The organism is Roseomonas chloroacetimidivorans, assembly GCF_049629625.1.
In the GTDB taxonomy this organism is placed as follows: domain Bacteria; phylum Pseudomonadota; class Alphaproteobacteria; order Acetobacterales; family Acetobacteraceae; genus Roseomonas; species Roseomonas chloroacetimidivorans.
In genome coordinates this window covers 15,073-30,368 of sequence record NZ_JBNBZS010000035.1, presented here as the reverse complement: position 1 = coordinate 30,368, position 15,296 = coordinate 15,073, and the positions used below count along the sequence as shown (strand labels likewise).

The window sequence follows — 15,296 nt, the reverse complement described above, 5'->3', positions numbered from 1 at the left end:
GCGCGCACGTATGGAAGTTTTGGGGCCAAAGTGATGCATAGCCAACACTATCAAAGGTTTACGGCCGAAAGTGATGCACTGGTGCTTCACTGGTGGTGCACTGGCAACGATCTTCGGAGGCGCTGATGTCCCGCGACCTAGAGCGTTCCCTGCCGGTCGGCACGCTGGTTCGCTGCAGCTGGTGGCGAGTGGGCAGACATGCCCGCGCTGCTCAGGTGGTCGAACACCTTGGCAATCTGATCCTACTGACCCACGCCTGCCGGGAGCTGGAGGCAACGCCTTCGGAAGTCCGGAAGATCACGCCGCAGCCGATCCCGGTCCCGTTCGTGTCGATGCGCCTGGCGCTCCCCTGTGGCGTCTACGTCAATGACGAGACCGGCAGGGAGGTCCTCTACAACCGCGATTACGAGCCGATCTGGGAACGGACGGGCGAGGTGGCGCCGCTGCGTTGCGACCCCGCGGAGCGGATCAGGCATAACCGTCAGGAGTGGTTCTACAACGACGGGAACCCGCCCTGGCGCGACATCAAGTCCATGCGCCGCTGCCTGGACGTGCTGGCATCCTGGGGAGCAGAGCGGCCGGCCCTGACGGGGGTGCCCCGGTGAGCGCCGAGATGATCGCGGCCTGCATGGCCGCCTATCGCCAGCACTGCATTGCCCAGGATGAGGAGGTGAAGCGGAAACGAGCGGCCGGGGAGCCGTTGCCGCCCTTCGAAGTCCTGACCATTGCCGACCTTTGTCGGGAGAGGAGCCCGGAAGAGCGGGTGGCCGGCCTGCTCAAGGATCCGGTCCGCTCCGCGCTCAAAGGCTACGTCCGCGAGCGTGGCCTGAAGCTCTGGATCAACGGCGGTACCGACCTGATGCAAACCGTGTCGGACAGGGTGGAAGACCTGTGTCCAGGCTTCTCCAATTTCGCCGGGGCCACCCTCGACAAATGGTGGGACGGCATCGGTGACCTGAACGATCCGAAAGGGATGTGGTGCGCATGACGATCGAGGCGTTGACCCTGGACCAGATCCAGGCGGACCCGCAGGTGGTGATCCAGGCGGCGCTCGACGCCGACCCGTTGCTCTGGTGGGGAGGCATCTTCGACTGGGCCTTCGAGCGGCGGCGGGGTGATCTGCATGGTCAGTCCCCTGAAGAGCGCTATGCCGTTCGCCGGGAGGGGACGCTCATCGAGAGCGGTGTTGGCCAGGTGCTGCGTGCCGCCGAGTTCATCGAGTGGGCGCCGCGGATCAAGAGCGTGAACCGCGCCCGCGGCACATACGGCTGGAAGCACGTCGCCGAGCGCTTCCATAAGGCGAGGGACCCCGAGGCGAACTACTATGTGGGCGAGGGTGCGTTCATCATCGCCGCGCGTGCCATGGGGCTGACCGTTGCGCCGGACAGCATCTGGCACTTCCGGGTGAACCTCAGCGAGAAGGCCGCCACCGAGGCACGCCGGCTTGATGATGAGAGGTTCCGGCGGCGCTGGGGCCGTGTTCCGGAGCGGATCGGCGCATGAGCCACATGCAGCGCCCCGCCCCTCCCGACATGTCCCCCGAAGGCTTGGCACGGCGGCAGGCTCGGCTGGCCCGTGCCGAGGCGGAATTCACCCGTGCCCGCGCGGTCGCCGTCGCTGACGCCCACCCGGGCAATCCGGACCCGTTGCTGGCCGGCGCGGACCTGGGGCCGGCACACCAGCGGCGCAGCCGACGCCTGATCGCAGTGGATGCGGTGGACCCAGCCCAGCCGAAAGGTCCGCGCATTCGTCGTGCCCGGCTGCGTGACCCCCTCCGGCGCATGGTGAAGACGGGTGCGATCGACTACCGCCTCTACGTCGCGGCTGACGAGTTCCGGGAGGACCTGGACCGGGCGGACGGCGTTAGGGATCAGGCCGAGGCGCTGGCCCGCGCCTTGTCTCGTATGGCGACCGGCCTGCCTGCCCCGCCGCCCCGTCACCCTCACACCCACTCCAACGAGGGCGCGCCGGGCCAGTGGGCGGCCCAGCAGCGCGTGCAGCGGGCGTGGCGGCAGGCCATTGGGCTGGTGGCCGCCGGCGTCTTCCATTGGGTGGTGATCAGCCGCGGCACGCTGAAGGACTACACGGCCTGCAGGGGCATCCGGAAAGGCGAGGCGGCTGTCACCCTGAAGGAGGCCTTGGCACGGCTGGCTGACTTCTACGCCGTAGGGGATGTCACCCCGCCTCCGGACTGGGACGCCGATCCAGCCGATGAAGGCGCTTGACGGCGGGGGACCAAACGGGGCAGAAATTGTCACGCTTCTCCGAAGCTGTGCCCCGGGGTACACTGGACTGCCGGGGCGCTTCGTTTCTGACCCCTGCAACATCGATGTGGACATCATCCGCTCACCATCCGCGGTGGTCGGCGTTATTGCCTCATACAGATCCTGGTGTCCCATGTCTGACCCAGCACTCGGCGCCTATCACGCTGCACATGAGCGCATGGAAGTTCGTGTGCTCAAGATGGGGCCTGGAAAGGCCTCATGGCACTGGATTGTTCAGCGCGGCAGCAAGGTGCTGGAGCGGTCCGCCGATGGTTACAAGGGAGCGGAAGAGGCCTTCGAGGCAGGACGCAAGGTTGTGCAGCAGAAGGAACGAGGCCGTCGCTGTCACAAATCTTTCTGAGCGCCCGGGGCCAGTTTATGGCCCGGGCGCTGCGCGTTTCAGGCCCGTGCAACACGGATGTGGACAGGCCTGTGGGCGCGATTTAATCGCCTCGGTCGATTGGCAGTTTGCCGGTATCTAACCAAAGGTCGATTGCCCTCACGGCTGCACCCAGATGGGTCAGGCCGCCCCATGATGCCTGTGGGGAGCCACTGTGACTGGTCAGGCTCACGACGAAGTTCGTGCCAGCGCCATTGGAATGGATGGTGGCGCCCCGGTATTCGTAGATGGGGCCGGATGTGCCAGATGCAGGGGTAATCAGGCGAGGCTGGGGCCTCGACGGGGGGTTGGTAGGCATCGCTGCTCCAGAAGGGGCTGAAGCGAGTGGTTTCTGCTTCGAGCGGCCCGCAGGTGGTGTGTGCTAATGGCCGTTGCTGGGCGAGAACAAGATATTTTGGCCATAGGTGTGGCGCGCTGCCACATTCGTGCCTCTGCCTTAGAAGGCTGGGGTTATGGCGACACGAAAGCACATCGACGCGCTTCCGCCGGACAGCAGGGTGGTGGTGGAGAGACGAGGCCGTGTTTCTGACCGCTGGCAATGACGCATCATGATGGACGGCAAGACGGTGGCCACGAGCCCGAGGTCATTCCAAGGCAGCGAGGAGGCGCTCGAGGCTGGGAGGGCGGAGCTGAAGCGCTTGCAGCCAAGCTCCAGTCCCTCTCAGGTCCCTTAGCGCTGCTTTCCGTATCACCGTTCGGGGTCGACAAGCCGAAGAGGTGGTAGCTTCCCGGTGTCCAGCCAAGCATCCACCAGCCGGATGATCTGCTCGATGTCGGCGATGTTGCCCCATCCTCTTGGGGGGAAGCCTCCCAAGGTGAACGAGTAAACCGCCCGCAGAGGGTTCACCTCAATGATAGCGCCCCGATACTCGTAGGTCGGCCCGCCCATCGGTCCCCAGCGAGAGAAGACACGTAGTCGGGGGTTACGGGGAGGGTCGTGGGACATCTGAGGAGCGTAGCATGGCGAAGCCAAGGCGCGCCCCCCGCTTCTCAGGTCCAACCGCCCAAAGATAGATCGTCCGCTGGTGGCTTGGACCGGCAAAACTGTTCTCGCATGCGTTCCAGGGTGTCCCGAAGTTCCTGCAGAACAGCGGCCGTCGCGGAAGCGTCCTCGGGCGAGATGTGGGTGTTGAAGCTGGCGAGCAGTCGTTCTTGCTCGGCGAGATGAGCCTCGACCGCCTGAAGGAAGCGCTCGGTCTGCGGCGCTGGCTCCTTACTGCTGTCGTCGTACTTTTTGCGCTCCGGCATCGGTCAGCGTTAACATCTGGGGCAGGGGAAAGCTGCGCCGTCTCGTTACCGTGATCAGGAAAGCGCGGTTGGTAAAGGCCAGGGAGGCGGGATGGTGAAGCCGGTCCTGACCGTCATCGCTGGCGGCCCCGACACCGGCAAGTCCCTGATTGCGGAGGCGCTGGTCGCTTACCGTGGCCAAGCCATGATTGCCCGGGACCATGTGCGTGACCTGCTGCGCCACCCGGTGGACGAGTGGCACATCACCCTCGCCACCTTCGGGATGGCCAGGGAGCTTCTCCGGGCCGGCGTCAGCGTCTGCGCCGTGGGTTGGAACCTGGAACCGGCGGACCGTGCCGGGTGGCTTGCGGTGGCCCGGGAGACCGGAGCGGATTGCCGCTGGGTGCAGGTGGAGGTGGCGGCATGATCAAGCTCGATATCCGCGCCGACATTCGGGAGGTGTCCCGAGGGCTGGATGCGTTGGCCAAGAAGCAGATCCCGTTCGCCACTCGATTGGCCCTCAATGCCTCGGCCCGGCAGGCGAAGGTGGACTTGCAGGCGAAGATGCGAAGCGTCTTCGATGAGCCTGTGCCCTTCACGCTCAACTCGGTTGCAATCCGTCCAGCTGGGCGGGACCGACTGACGGCCGAGGTTGGCTTTCGAGATTTTGCGCCCAAGGGCGTGCCGGCCGGGCGCTATCTCCGCCCAGAAGTCGAGGGTGGCGCCCGCGTGGCGAAGTCCACGGAACGGCGCCTGAGGGCGGCGGGCATCGTGCCGGGCAACGGCTTCCTTGTCCCGGGACCGGGCGCACAGATCGATCGCCACGGCAACGTGCGGACCGGGCAGATCGTGAAGATGCTGTCCTCTCTGCAAGCCTTGGGGGGATCGGGGTTCAACGGAAATGCTAACTCGCGTCGCCGCAGTCGAGGCTCGCGGCGCGGGCAGGAATACTTCGCCATCATTCCAGGCCAGAAGCAGGGCCTGGGTGGCCGGGGTGGAGGGCTCAAGCCCGGCATCTATCAGCGCTTCCGCTTCGGATTTGGGCAGGCGGTGAAGCCGGTCTTCCTGATCACGGAGGCCACGCCGACCTATGCAGCGCGCTTCCAGTTCTTCGCAGTTGCGACCCAGAGCATGAAGGCCAGCTTTCCGCGGGAGATGCGGGCAGCCCTTGCTAAGGCGATCAGGACGGCACGCTGATCCTTCGCTGCGCTGCCGAAGTGCGTATAGCCCGTGAATGGCGCATGAAAATGAATGCGTCGGGCGCAGGCTGACAGGGCTGGCTTAACACCTCACGCATGGCGGTCGAACTCAGGCCAGGGTTCAGGGGCTGAACTTTGGTCAGGGTAGGTGAGCAACAAAGTTACCCGATCAAGCAATATTATTGCGCGGGTCCTTCCCAGGGTTGCTCACCGCCACGGGCTGTTCGAACCCCGGCTCTCTCGTGCCTGGGACCGAAAATTGCTTGGACAACAACAATGAGGTGTCTGGATGAGCGCCGCGCTGGCGGCCGAGCCGAAGCGCACGCGCCGCGTTCCGCAGTCGCCGATCGCTCCGCCTAAGCCGAGGATCGTCAACAAGCGGGACCTCTGCCGAGAGGCCGGTATCTCGCGGACGACGCTGGATGAGCGCATCGCGCGGGACCCGCTCTTCCCGGTCCTTCGCCGGGGCAGCGGGAACGGCGATAGCTGGGAATTCGACGCTGAGGCGGCGCTGGCGCGTCTCGCGGAGGATCTGCCGAAGGACGACGGCGAGCTTTCGCCGAACCAGCAGTTCATGGCCCTCCGCGTGCTGCGGATGGAGCGGGAGATGGCGATCGAGGCTGGCGGCCTCCTGATCGCGGAGCAGATGCAGGGCGCTCTGGTGCGCGGCCTGACGGGTCTGAGGCGCGAGTTCACCGGCGCTTTCGTTGCGGATGTCGCGAAGGCGCTGGGCCTCACGAAGGAGCAGCAGCGGCTTCTGCGGGGAATGGTCGAGGATCGGCTCCGCACTTTCGTGGCGGGACTGGCGCAGACGGGTCTGCCTGATGCTGATGAATGACCCGGGTCCGTTCGCGGACGCGGACGCCCTGGTACTGGATGCTTTCCAGGCCCTGATCCCGCCGGAGCGGCTAGCGCTCTCGGAGTATGCGGCCCGGAACCGCTACCTCACGGACGGTATCGGCGAAGAGCCGGTGAAGTTCGATGCCTCGCGCGTACCTTATCTGGCAGGCCCTTCTGACGCCCTGACCTCGGGCTTGTACCGGACCGTTGCAGTGCCTGGTCCCGGGCAGTGCGCGAAGACGACGATCGCGGAGAACTGGTTCCAGTTGTCGGTGGAGACCGATCCGGCCTCCTTTCTCTGGTACATGCAGACCGATCCGGGCGTGAAGGCATACGTCAAGAAGCGGATCGAGCCCATGATCCGAGCCCATCCGCGGATGGCGGAGCGCCTCGGAACGGACCCTGCGGCGGACAGCATGGGGTTCAAGGACTTCGGCTCCATGCAGGCCGAGTTCCTGAGCTTCAACAAGAACAACCTCATCAATAAGAACGGCGTGCGGATCGTCGCTGATGAGGTGGACAACTACGACCTGTCCGAATTAGGCGAGGCCAAGCCTGTTCTTGACGTGCGGAAGCAGGTCTTCGGTGACGACGGCTGCCTCTTCATGCTGTCTCACCCGGACCTGGCCGTGGGACTGTCCCCGGCCGGTTGGAAGAAGGGCATCATGGCCGTGTACCGCGACAGTACGCGGTGCATGTGGTGGTGGCCCTGCCCGCGCTGTGGGGCGCACAGCAGCCCGAACCCGGGCGCGTCGCGCTTCATGGCGCTGCATTATGACGCCGATGCGCCGCTGGACGAGGTGCGGGACATGGCCCGCCTCCGCTGCCCGGTGTGCGAGGGCGACATCGAGGACGGCGAGCGCGAGGCGATGAACGCCGCCGGCCGCTGGGTCGGGATCGGCGAAGAGATCGGCCGGGACGGGCGGGTGACCGGCGCGCTGTTGCCGAACCCGACCTATGGCGCCTGGATCGTCGGGGTGATGAGCCCCTTCGCGGATGGGGGACTTGGTGGTCTGGCCCGTGCGCGGGTCTCGGCCGAGCGCGACGCGGAACAGTCGGGCGACGAGAAGACGGCCCGTCAGGTCGTGGTGAAGCAGTGGGGGTTCCCCTTCGTGCCGTCCCGCAAGATTGGCGCGGTCGAGGCGGAGGTGCTGGTGGAGCGGGCGGACCCTGCGCTGAAGCTGGGGGTAGTGCCGGCGTGGGTCCGGTTCGTCACGGTCTGGGCGGACGTGCAGGCCAATCGCTTCGAGCCGATGTGGCGCGGCTGGGGCGTGGGTGGCGAGAGCGTGGTGCTGCGGGTCGAGAGGCCAGAGGCGGAGAGCGCGACCGACCCAAAGGCCTGGGACGACCTGCTGGATCTGATGCAGACCCCGTTGCCGCTGGCCGACGGGTCCGGGCGGCTGTTGCGGCCGCGGGCCGTCGGCATGGACATGGGCGGCGCGGCCGGGGTCACGTCCCGCGCCTATGAGGCATGGCTGCGCTGGCAGCGTGCCGGGAAGGTTCGGAAGCTGGGTGTGGCGAGCGGGCGCGACGTCTGGGACGTGGTTCTGACCCAGGGCGCACCCACTCTGAACGCGCCCCGTCTGCAGGTGGTCTACCCGGATGAGGTTAGGAAGGACCGGGCAGCCAGCGCCGTGGCCAAGGGGCGTGTTCCGGTCGCACGGTTCAACGCGAACCTGTTCAAGGACGACCTGGCCCTCGCGCTGACCCGGGCGGAGCCCGGCCCCTGGTACGTGCACCTGCCCGAGGGGCTGAAGGATCGCTCTGGTCCGCCGCATCCCTGGTTCGAGCAACTCGTCGCTGAGCAGCGTCGGCCGAACGGCACCTGGCGCAAGGCAGTCACGGGTGGGCGGAACGAGGCTGCGGACCAGATGGTTGGGACGCACGTCCTGGCACGGCTGCACGGCATCGGTCGGATTAACTGGGACAGCCCGCCCCCCTGGGCGGCACCGCATGACGTGAACCCGCTGGTGGTCGCTGATGTTGCAGTCGTGCCTGCCCCGCCGACACTACGCGCCCCGCGCCCCGCGGCGGCACCTGCCGCTGCGGCGACAAGGAAGCCCGAGGGCTACCTGGGTCGGCCCGGCGGCCGTCCTGGTGGGGGCTATTTCAGGAGGTAAGCCATGGCTCGCAGCGTGGAGGAGATCGAGGCGGACCTCGCCGCCGTGCGCAAGCGGATGGTGGGCGGCGTGTCGCTGGTCAGCGTCGGCGACATGACAACTCGCTTCGACGGCTCCAACGACGCGAAGACGCTGGAGAACTTGCAGGCCGAGTTGGACGCTGTCCGCCGCGGAGCGCCGGTCACTACGCGGATGTCGTTCACCCGCATCAACATGCGCCGGTTCTGAGCCGCGCCGCATGAACTGGATCGACCGGGCCGTCGCGGCAGTCTCGCCGCACCGCGGCCTGGAACGGGCCCGTGCACGCGCACAGCTGCACCGGCAGATCCGGGCCTTCGAGGCCGGGCAGCCGGCGCCGCGAGGCCGAGACTGGCCAGCGTCGGCGCGGGGACCGAACGCCGAGCTCGGCCCGGCGCTACGTTACCTGCGGCGCCGGTCGCGCGAGGTGATCCGTGACGGCTCCTACGGCGCCCGGGCGGTGCAGATCCGCGTGGCCCACGAGATCGGCTACGGCATCGCGCCCCGGAGCAAGACGGGCGATGCCGCGACGGACAAGACCGTCCTGGCCCTCTGGGACCGCTTCGTCGCCCAGTCCGACATTTCGGGGCGGCTGAACCTCTACGGCCAGCAAGCCCTGGCTGCCCGGACCCGGCTGGAGGCCGGAGAGGCGCTGGTCCGGCTCATCCGCCTGCCCGGCGCCGAAGCGCGCCAGCTCGGGCTAGCCGTGCCGCTGCAGCTGGAGGTGCTGGAGCCGGACCTGCTGGACGATGCGACGCCACTCTTTGCGGAGCCGCCGGCGGACGGCTCGCGGGTGGTGGACGGAGTGGTGTTCGACCGCAGGGGGCGGCGGGCAGGCTACCGCCTGCTGCGTCGTCATCCGGGAGAGAGCGCCGCGGCGGCCGACCTGGCGGGAGGTGTCCGGCACGACACGATCCCGGCGGCCGACATGATCCACTTGGTCCGGGCCCACGCCCAGCGGGCCGGGCAGGTCCGCGGCGTGCCGGACGCAGCAACGGTGCTGCTAAGGCTCCGCCGGCTGGAGGAGTACGAGGAGACCGCCGTCGAGCAGGCGAAGGTGCAGGCGCTGGTTGGCGTCTTCACCACGACGCCGAACCCAATGGAAATGGACTTCGGCCAGGAGGCCGCGCCGGCGGAGCCGCAGGAGCGCGCCGTCCCGGCCGAAGTCTGGCCCGGCATGGTGGCGAACCTGCCGGTCGGCAGTGACGTGAAGTTCCTTGAGCCCTCGGGGCCGGGGCCGTTCGAGCCGTTCGCTCTTCATGAGCTGATGGCGATCGCGAGCGGCTTCCGGGTTACCTACGACCAGCTGACCGGCGATTTGCGCCAGGCGAATTACAGCAGCCTGCGGGCCGGCAAGATCGAGTTCCGCCGCGATGTCGAGCAGGACCAGTGGCTCATGCACATTCCCATGATGTGCCAGCCGATCTGGGACGCTTTCATTCAAGCGGCCATCCTGTTCGGAGCCCTGCCCGAGCGCGAGGGCGGCTATCCGGTCGAATGGTCGCCGCCACGTGCCGAGATGGTGGACCCGACCCGGGAGATCCCGGCGATGGTCGCCTCGGTCCGTGCTGGCTTCGAGACCTGGCCGCAGGCCGTCACCTCCATGGGCTACGACCCGCAGGCCCAGGCAGATGAGATCGCGGACGCGAACGCGATGCTGGATGACCGCGGCATCATCCTCGACAGCGATCCGCGGCGTATAACCAACGCCGGCGGGGCGCAGAACCCGGCTCAGAACGCCGCCGTCGAGATCGCGGCCACGGGCGCGGCGATCCCCCGGCCCGGCGCGGTTCCGCCAGAGGAGCGCGACGACGGCCCCGTGTCATGGGTCCGTCACTACCTTGCCCGCCGCGGCGACCGGCGAGCCGCCCGGAAGACAGCGGCCTGAACCAGCACGGTGCGGGAGCCCGCGCCCAGCAACAGACATGAGGCAACCATGACCCATTCCGGGCCCCGTTTGGGCATCGGCTCCTTGCTGCGTCCGCTGCGCGGCGGACCGCGCACCATTCTCGCGAGCGCGGTTCCCAACCCGCCCCAGCCCGCGTCTCCGGCGGCGCGCATCGCCGCATTTCTGCGGGAGCGCGGTGCTGAGCAGGACCGGACCGCCATCGTCGCGGCCTCACCCCTCTCCGAGCGGAGCGTGGCGCCGAACGTCCGGGCCGCCGACACCGGTCCGCTCGAGATCCTCATCATGGGGGAGATCGGCTGGGAGGTGACCGCGCAGGGCGTGCTGGAGACCATGCGCGACGCGGGCGACCGCGAGCTGCTGATCCGCATCAACTCGCCGGGCGGGAACGCCTTCGAGGGCTTCGCGATCTACAACATCCTGGCGCGCCATCCTGGTCGCAAGGTGGTCGTGGTGGAGAGTGTGGCGGCGTCCAGCGCCACCTTCGTCGCCATGGCGGGCGACGAGATCGTCATGGCGCCCGCCTCCTTCCTGATGATCCACAACAGCGCCGCCCTCACGATGGGTGATCGCGCGGCGCACGAGGCCACCATCGCCGTCCTGGAGAAGGTCGACGCGACGATGGCCGGGCTCTATGCGGCCCGCACTGGCAAGAGCCTGGAGGACATCCAGGCCCTGATGGCGGCAGAGACCTGGATGACCGCCGAGGAGGCGGTCACCGAGGGCTTCGCCGACCGCGTGGAAACGCTGGTCGAGCCGGTTCAGCCCTCAGGCCCGGCTGACCCGGCCGATCCGCCGCCCAGCACCGAGCCGGCACCGGCTGAGGACACGCCCGAGGCGCGCGGGCGCCGCGTCGCGGCCCGCTCCACCGCTGTGCTGCAGACCTTCAAGCATCCGCCGGCGGAGGCCTTTCGCGCGGTGGCGGCCCTGACGGCGCCGGCCGCCCCGCTGGCGTCCCGCCCCGCCGCACTCCCGCCGGCGCACAGCCGCGCCCCCTTCAGCCCCACGGCGCACAACCCCGCCCCTAGCAACCCGCCGGCTCCTCCGGCGCAGGAGGACCCCCGTATGAAGGCCACCCTCGCCCAGCTCCAGGCCATCGCGGCCCGGGCGAAGCTGTCGAACGACTGGGTGGTAGCCCAGCTCGTTGCCGGCGCCACCGAGGCGCAGGCCCGCGACGCCGCGCTCGACGCGCTGTCGGGCGATCACGCCGGCCGCCCGGCCATCATCGGGGCGACCACCGCCGCATCGCCGGCCGCCACCACGAAGGCCATCGTCGCCGCCATGGCGAAGAAGGGCGGCGTGAAGCGCCAGGAGATCGTCGCCGCGGCCGCGCCAATGCAGGGCCTGTCCATGCGCGATATGGCGGCCGAGTTCCACGAGATGCGGACGGGCCAGCGCGCCCGCCTCTCCACCGAGGCGCTGTACCGAGCGGTCTTCGCCTCGGCGACGGTTGGCATGCAGACGACCAGCGACTTCGGTCAGCTGCTCGGGCAGGCGATCGAGACAATCGTCATCGACACGGCGCAGCGGACCTCGCAGGAGTGGCGCAAGATCGCCCGCACCTACGACTTCGACAATTTCCGCCCGCGCGACGTGGCCGGCGCCTTCGACACGCCGGACCTGCAGGAAGTGCTGGAGCACGAGGAGGTCACCTACGGCCAGATCGCCCGCGCGCTGGGTCGTCTGGGCCTGAAGACCTTCGCCAAGGCCTTCGCCTTCTCTCGTCAGGCCATCATCAACAACGACCTGACCCAGTTCACCCAGGACGGGGTGACCTACGGCGCCATGGCGGCCCGCAGCCTCTCCAGCCGCGTGTGGCGGCCGTTCCTGCTCGGCACCACGTCCGAGTATGCCATGACGGACGGCCAGCCCTGGCTGAGCTCCGCGCACGGCAATCTCGCCGCCTCCGGCTCCGCCATCACGGAGGCTAGCCTGACGGCAGCGGAGCAGGCGCTGGCGAACCAGGCGCGTGTCGCGGGCAAGCCGCTGGGTCTCGGCGCCCGCTACCTGATCGTCGGCATCAATCGCCGCCGCGAGGCCATGAAGATCCTGAGCAGCGAGAAGTCGGCCGGGGACAACAGCAACAACACGTTCCAGGGCAACTACGAGCTGGTCTACGAGCCATCGTTCCCCGCGAACGCCTGGGCGCTGATGGCCGACCCCGATGTGCATCCGGTGATCGCGGTCTCCCTGCTGAACGGCGTCGAGGATCCGCAGGTCGCGACTGAGGCGAGCTTCGAGACCTTCGGCCTGAAGGTCCGCGTCAGCCTCGACTACGAGGCCGCGCCGATCGACTGGGTCGGTGTCTACTACAACCCCGGCCCGGCCTGATCGGCCACCGTCCTCTCCCTCCCGCAACCCTGATGGCGGTGCCGGTGCCTTGCGGGGCCCGGCCCGCGGAGCAGTGCCATGAACAACTTCGTCCAGGTCGGCGAGCAGCTTCGCTTCACGGCCGACGTCGACCGCGCTTCCGGCGAGGCCTTCGTCCTCGGCGCCTACTTCCTCGTCTCCACCACCGCCGTGAAGACCGGCGAAGATGGCGTTGGCCGCCGGGTCGGGGTGGTGCGGCTTCCAAAGGCCACCGGGGCCGTCACCCAATTCCAGAAGGTTTACTGGGACGCAACCAACAAGGTGGTCTCCACCACGGCCACCGGGAACCGCCTGATCGGCGCCGCGACCAAGGCCCAGGCCTCGGCGGACACGACCGTCGAGGTCTGCCTCGCCGGCCAGCCGGTTTAACCATGGAGTTCGGGGCGATGCTGGACGCGGTCATGGCCGTCTATGGCCAGCCGGTCCAGTATCTCTCGCCGGACGGGATGGTGAGCCTGCCCGGGCTGACCGGCGTCCTGCTTCGTGCCGGCGTGCCACTCTCGTCTGACGCCGAAGATACGGGCGGCATTGCGCAGTTCCGGGACGTGCTGCGCCTGCGCGCCGCGGATTTCCCTGAGTGGGTCGAGCCGGAGCAGGGCGGCTTCGTTGTCGTTGCCGGCGGGCGAAGCATCGTCACCGATGTTCTGAACGACCCGCGTGGCTGGTACGATCTGCCCCTGGCGGACGCACCCGAATGAGCGCGGCCCAGCCTGTCGGCCCCGGTTGGCGGGCCGACGTCCGGAATGTCGTCGCTCGCATCCTGAAGGAGCGCATCCCTGATGTCGGGGAGCGCGTCTACCGTGCCCGGGTCTGGCCGGTGGGCGGCAACGCCAAGCCGGCCCTGCTGGTCTATGGCTATGCCGAGAAGAAGCAGCTCGTGAACCAGGGCGGCTGGCAACACCAGTTCGATGTTGCCGCCAACATGGTCGTGCGCGTCCTCGTGGAGGGCACGGTGCCTGAGCAGGTCGAAGCGCGCTGCGAGGCGCTGGCCGGTCAGGTCGAGCGCGTGATCCTGCGCGCCCCGGAGCTCTTCGCGCCTCAGGGCGGCATCATTCGTCGTTGCGCCGCCGTCGATACGCAGATTGAGGCGGCGCAGAAAGAGGGCGCCGTCGAGGTGGAAGCGACCATGCAGTTCCAACTCGTCTGGGACGAGATCTTCACCTTGGCCGAGCCCGACGCGTCCGAATGCGAGACCGTGACGGTGCACCTCGGTGACCCCGCAATCGATCCATCCATTCCGACCGCGTAGGAGCCCGCCATGTTTGTGAAGCCCGCCAGGGGCCTGCAGGTGCCCGACCCGGAGCTGCGCGACTTCCTGCCGAAGGAAGGCCGCGAGGTGACACCCTCCGAATACTGGACCCGCCGCGTCCTCGATAAGGACGTGACGGAGACGCACCCGCCCTCCACCCCTGCTCCGCAGCGCGCGGCGGCCACCAACACCGCGAAGGAGTAAGGCCCGGTGGTTTCCTTCAACGAGATCCCGGGCGGCGGCCAGCTGCGCACGCCGCTCTTCTTCGCCGAGCTGGACGCGACCCGGGCAAACCGTGGCAGCGCCCTGCCGAAGGCCCTCATCATCGGCCAGCAGCTCGCCACCGGCACGCTGACTGCCGGCGTGCCGGTGCTCATGCAGGGTGTCGGCTGGGTGAAGCAGAAGGCCGGACAGGGCTCCATGCTGGCCCTCATGGCGGAGAAGTACCGCAATCGCGACGACTTCGGCCCGGTCTACCTCCTGCCCCTCGCCGACGATGGCGCGGGTGCGGTAGCGGCCGGCAGCATCGCCTTCACGGCCCCGGCCACCGCGGCGGGCACCTTCGTCCGGAAGGTCGCCGGCCAGCGTGTGGCGATCGCCGTCTCGGCCGCCATGACCACGGCCCAGGCCGCTACCGCCTTCGCCGCAGCGGTGAGCGCTCTGCCCGATCTACCGGTCACGGCCGCTGCCGATGGCACCACGGTCACGCTGACGGCCAAGAACAAAGGCCTGGGCGGGAACGAGATCACCGTTACCGGCACGGACGACGCGGTTCCGCATGGCCTTGCCTGGACGGTGACCCAGCCGGCTGGGGGCGCTGGCAACCCGGTGACGCCCCTGACGAACGCGCTGGCGCTCCTCGGTGACACCAACTTCGACTTCATCGCCATGCCCTACACGGATGCGGCGAGCCTGGATGCCCTCAAGGCGCATCTGGCCGCCCGGTGGTCGTGGTCGAAGATGCTCTATGGCGGGGCCTTCGCTGGCGCGGGCGGCACGCTCGGGACGGTCACGACGCTCGGCACCAGCCGGAACGACCCACACGTCTGCATCATGGGCGCCGACAGCGCGCCGGAGCCGGGCTGGATCTGGGCGGCGGACATCACGGCCGCTGCGGCGGTCAGCCTGCGCGCCGACCCCGGCTTGCCGCTGCAGACGGTGGCGCTGAACGTGCAGGCGCCTCCGCTGGAGAAGCAGTGGGGCCTCGCGGACAGGAACGCGCTGCTCTTTTCGGGCATCGGGACCTTCACGGTCGGTGACGACGGGCAGGTCCGGATCGAGCGCCTGATCACCACCTACCAGAAGAATGCCTTCGACCAGCCTGACGACAGCCTGCTCGACGTCGAGCGGAACTACCTGATCGCGGAGATACTGCGGCGCCAGCGGATCTATGTGGAAAGCACCTGGCCTCGCGCGAAGCTGGCCGATGACGGGACCAGTTTCATCCCGGGCAACCGCATCGTCACGCCCTCGATGATCAAGCGCGGCCTGATCGCCCATTATCGCAGCATGGAGGCGGACGGGCTGGTGCAGAACAGCGACGCCTACGCCGCCGCGCTGGTGGTGGAGCGCGATAGCCAGAACCGGTGCCGGGTGAACGGCATCGAGCCAATCGTGCCAATCGACCAGCTGCGGCAGGTGGCGATCCAGGCGCAACTCCGGGACGCCGTGGGCGTCGCCGGCGCGCTGTAAGGAGGAAGGAC

At 68.3% G+C, this 15,296-nt stretch carries 19 protein-coding genes; 17 read left to right on the top strand and 2 right to left on the bottom strand.

All coding sequences use genetic code 11. From position 1 onward, the window contains the following. The first annotated feature begins 125 nt into the window (after nucleotides 1-125). From ACO1BU_RS22340 to ACO1BU_RS22320, 5 genes are all read left to right on the top strand, one after another. Nucleotides 126-605 (top strand): hypothetical protein, encoded by a 480-nt coding sequence (locus tag ACO1BU_RS22340; protein WP_424138185.1) that lies wholly within the window; start codon nucleotides 126-128, stop codon nucleotides 603-605. Further along, entirely contained in the window at nucleotides 602-988 is a 387-nt protein-coding gene (locus tag ACO1BU_RS22335) for a hypothetical protein (RefSeq protein WP_424138184.1), read from the top strand. Before ACO1BU_RS22340 ends, ACO1BU_RS22335 begins: the two co-directional genes overlap by 4 nt. Next, complete coding sequence (locus ACO1BU_RS22330; RefSeq protein ID WP_424138183.1) at nucleotides 985-1,503, top strand: hypothetical protein; 519 nt, start codon at nucleotides 985-987, stop codon at nucleotides 1,501-1,503. Before ACO1BU_RS22335 ends, ACO1BU_RS22330 begins: the two co-directional genes overlap by 4 nt. Further along, the gene (locus tag ACO1BU_RS22325; RefSeq protein ID WP_424138182.1) at nucleotides 1,500-2,225 is read left to right on the top strand and encodes a DUF6456 domain-containing protein; all 726 of its coding nucleotides are present in this window, start codon (nucleotides 1,500-1,502) and stop codon (nucleotides 2,223-2,225) included. Before ACO1BU_RS22330 ends, ACO1BU_RS22325 begins: the two co-directional genes overlap by 4 nt. A 106-nt stretch (nucleotides 2,226-2,331) precedes the next feature. After that, on the top strand, nucleotides 2,332-2,625 hold the full coding sequence (locus tag ACO1BU_RS22320; protein ID WP_424138181.1) for a hypothetical protein: 294 nt from the start codon (nucleotides 2,332-2,334) through the stop codon (nucleotides 2,623-2,625). Nucleotides 2,626-3,352: 727 nt separating this feature from the next. Here ACO1BU_RS22320 and ACO1BU_RS22315 read toward each other — a convergent pair. Further along, nucleotides 3,353-3,610 (bottom strand): hypothetical protein, encoded by a 258-nt coding sequence (locus ACO1BU_RS22315; protein WP_424138180.1) that lies wholly within the window; start codon nucleotides 3,608-3,610, stop codon nucleotides 3,353-3,355. Nucleotides 3,611-3,654: 44 nt separating this feature from the next. Next, nucleotides 3,655-3,912 carry a hypothetical protein gene (locus ACO1BU_RS22310; protein ID WP_424138179.1) on the bottom strand — a complete coding sequence of 86 codons (258 nt, stop codon included), beginning with the start codon at nucleotides 3,910-3,912 and terminating at the stop codon, nucleotides 3,655-3,657. 91 nt (nucleotides 3,913-4,003) lie between these two features. On the opposite strand from ACO1BU_RS22310, the gene ACO1BU_RS22305 reads away from it, so the two are divergent. From ACO1BU_RS22305 to ACO1BU_RS22250, 12 genes are all read left to right on the top strand, one after another. Then, the gene (locus ACO1BU_RS22305; protein ID WP_424138178.1) at nucleotides 4,004-4,318 is read left to right on the top strand and encodes an AAA family ATPase; all 315 of its coding nucleotides are present in this window, start codon (nucleotides 4,004-4,006) and stop codon (nucleotides 4,316-4,318) included. Further along, nucleotides 4,315-5,088, top strand: coding sequence for a hypothetical protein (locus tag ACO1BU_RS22300; RefSeq protein WP_424138177.1), 774 nt, complete (start codon nucleotides 4,315-4,317; stop codon nucleotides 5,086-5,088). Before ACO1BU_RS22305 ends, ACO1BU_RS22300 begins: the two co-directional genes overlap by 4 nt. Nucleotides 5,089-5,379: 291 nt before the next feature. Then, the gene (locus ACO1BU_RS22295) at nucleotides 5,380-5,928 is read left to right on the top strand and encodes a hypothetical protein (protein WP_424138176.1); all 549 of its coding nucleotides are present in this window, start codon (nucleotides 5,380-5,382) and stop codon (nucleotides 5,926-5,928) included. Then, nucleotides 5,921-8,050 carry a terminase gpA endonuclease subunit gene (locus ACO1BU_RS22290; protein WP_424138175.1) on the top strand — a complete coding sequence of 710 codons (2,130 nt, stop codon included), beginning with the start codon at nucleotides 5,921-5,923 and terminating at the stop codon, nucleotides 8,048-8,050. Before ACO1BU_RS22295 ends, ACO1BU_RS22290 begins: the two co-directional genes overlap by 8 nt. A 3-nt stretch (nucleotides 8,051-8,053) precedes the next feature. Continuing rightward, nucleotides 8,054-8,278, top strand: a complete 225-nt coding sequence (locus ACO1BU_RS22285; protein WP_424138174.1) for a hypothetical protein — start codon at nucleotides 8,054-8,056, stop codon at nucleotides 8,276-8,278. 10 nt (nucleotides 8,279-8,288) lie between these two features. Continuing rightward, complete coding sequence (locus tag ACO1BU_RS22280) at nucleotides 8,289-9,956, top strand: phage portal protein (RefSeq protein WP_424138173.1); 1,668 nt, start codon at nucleotides 8,289-8,291, stop codon at nucleotides 9,954-9,956. Nucleotides 9,957-10,004: 48 nt separating this feature from the next. After that, on the top strand, nucleotides 10,005-12,305 hold the full coding sequence (locus ACO1BU_RS22275) for a head maturation protease, ClpP-related (protein ID WP_424138172.1): 2,301 nt from the start codon (nucleotides 10,005-10,007) through the stop codon (nucleotides 12,303-12,305). Between the two features lie 78 nt (nucleotides 12,306-12,383). Next, nucleotides 12,384-12,713: a DUF2190 family protein gene (locus tag ACO1BU_RS22270; RefSeq protein ID WP_424138171.1), complete on the top strand. Its 330-nt coding sequence runs from the start codon at nucleotides 12,384-12,386 to the stop codon at nucleotides 12,711-12,713. Nucleotides 12,714-12,730: 17 nt separating this feature from the next. Next, nucleotides 12,731-13,042, top strand: coding sequence for a hypothetical protein (locus ACO1BU_RS22265; RefSeq protein ID WP_424138170.1), 312 nt, complete (start codon nucleotides 12,731-12,733; stop codon nucleotides 13,040-13,042). After that, a complete protein-coding gene (locus ACO1BU_RS22260; RefSeq protein ID WP_424138169.1) occupies nucleotides 13,039-13,593 on the top strand; it encodes a hypothetical protein in 555 nt (184 codons plus the stop codon). The genes ACO1BU_RS22265 and ACO1BU_RS22260 overlap by 4 nt, the downstream gene beginning before the upstream one ends. A 9-nt stretch (nucleotides 13,594-13,602) precedes the next feature. After that, nucleotides 13,603-13,797, top strand: a complete 195-nt coding sequence (locus tag ACO1BU_RS22255; protein WP_424138168.1) for a DUF2635 domain-containing protein — start codon at nucleotides 13,603-13,605, stop codon at nucleotides 13,795-13,797. A 6-nt stretch (nucleotides 13,798-13,803) separates the two neighbouring features. Next, nucleotides 13,804-15,285 (top strand): phage tail sheath subtilisin-like domain-containing protein, encoded by a 1,482-nt coding sequence (locus ACO1BU_RS22250; protein ID WP_424138167.1) that lies wholly within the window; start codon nucleotides 13,804-13,806, stop codon nucleotides 15,283-15,285. Nucleotides 15,286-15,296: the final 11 nt, after the last annotated feature.

Coding starts and splice junctions, on each gene's coding strand:
- ACO1BU_RS22325 (WP_424138182.1), top strand. CDS start 1,500: ATGAGCCACATGCAGCGCCCCGCCCCTCCCGACATGTCCCCCGAAGGC.
- ACO1BU_RS22305 (WP_424138178.1), top strand. CDS start 4,004: ATGGTGAAGCCGGTCCTGACCGTCATCGCTGGCGGCCCCGACACCGGC.
- ACO1BU_RS22340 (WP_424138185.1), top strand. CDS start 126: ATGTCCCGCGACCTAGAGCGTTCCCTGCCGGTCGGCACGCTGGTTCGC.
- ACO1BU_RS22310 (WP_424138179.1), bottom strand. CDS start 3,912: ATGCCGGAGCGCAAAAAGTACGACGACAGCAGTAAGGAGCCAGCGCCG.
- ACO1BU_RS22255 (WP_424138168.1), top strand. CDS start 13,603: ATGTTTGTGAAGCCCGCCAGGGGCCTGCAGGTGCCCGACCCGGAGCTG.
- ACO1BU_RS22290 (WP_424138175.1), top strand. CDS start 5,921: ATGAATGACCCGGGTCCGTTCGCGGACGCGGACGCCCTGGTACTGGAT.
- ACO1BU_RS22300 (WP_424138177.1), top strand. CDS start 4,315: ATGATCAAGCTCGATATCCGCGCCGACATTCGGGAGGTGTCCCGAGGG.
- ACO1BU_RS22270 (WP_424138171.1), top strand. CDS start 12,384: ATGAACAACTTCGTCCAGGTCGGCGAGCAGCTTCGCTTCACGGCCGAC.
- ACO1BU_RS22275 (WP_424138172.1), top strand. CDS start 10,005: ATGACCCATTCCGGGCCCCGTTTGGGCATCGGCTCCTTGCTGCGTCCG.
- ACO1BU_RS22315 (WP_424138180.1), bottom strand. CDS start 3,610: ATGTCCCACGACCCTCCCCGTAACCCCCGACTACGTGTCTTCTCTCGC.
- ACO1BU_RS22285 (WP_424138174.1), top strand. CDS start 8,054: ATGGCTCGCAGCGTGGAGGAGATCGAGGCGGACCTCGCCGCCGTGCGC.
- ACO1BU_RS22280 (WP_424138173.1), top strand. CDS start 8,289: ATGAACTGGATCGACCGGGCCGTCGCGGCAGTCTCGCCGCACCGCGGC.
- ACO1BU_RS22330 (WP_424138183.1), top strand. CDS start 985: ATGACGATCGAGGCGTTGACCCTGGACCAGATCCAGGCGGACCCGCAG.
- ACO1BU_RS22260 (WP_424138169.1), top strand. CDS start 13,039: ATGAGCGCGGCCCAGCCTGTCGGCCCCGGTTGGCGGGCCGACGTCCGG.
- ACO1BU_RS22295 (WP_424138176.1), top strand. CDS start 5,380: ATGAGCGCCGCGCTGGCGGCCGAGCCGAAGCGCACGCGCCGCGTTCCG.
- ACO1BU_RS22265 (WP_424138170.1), top strand. CDS start 12,731: ATGCTGGACGCGGTCATGGCCGTCTATGGCCAGCCGGTCCAGTATCTC.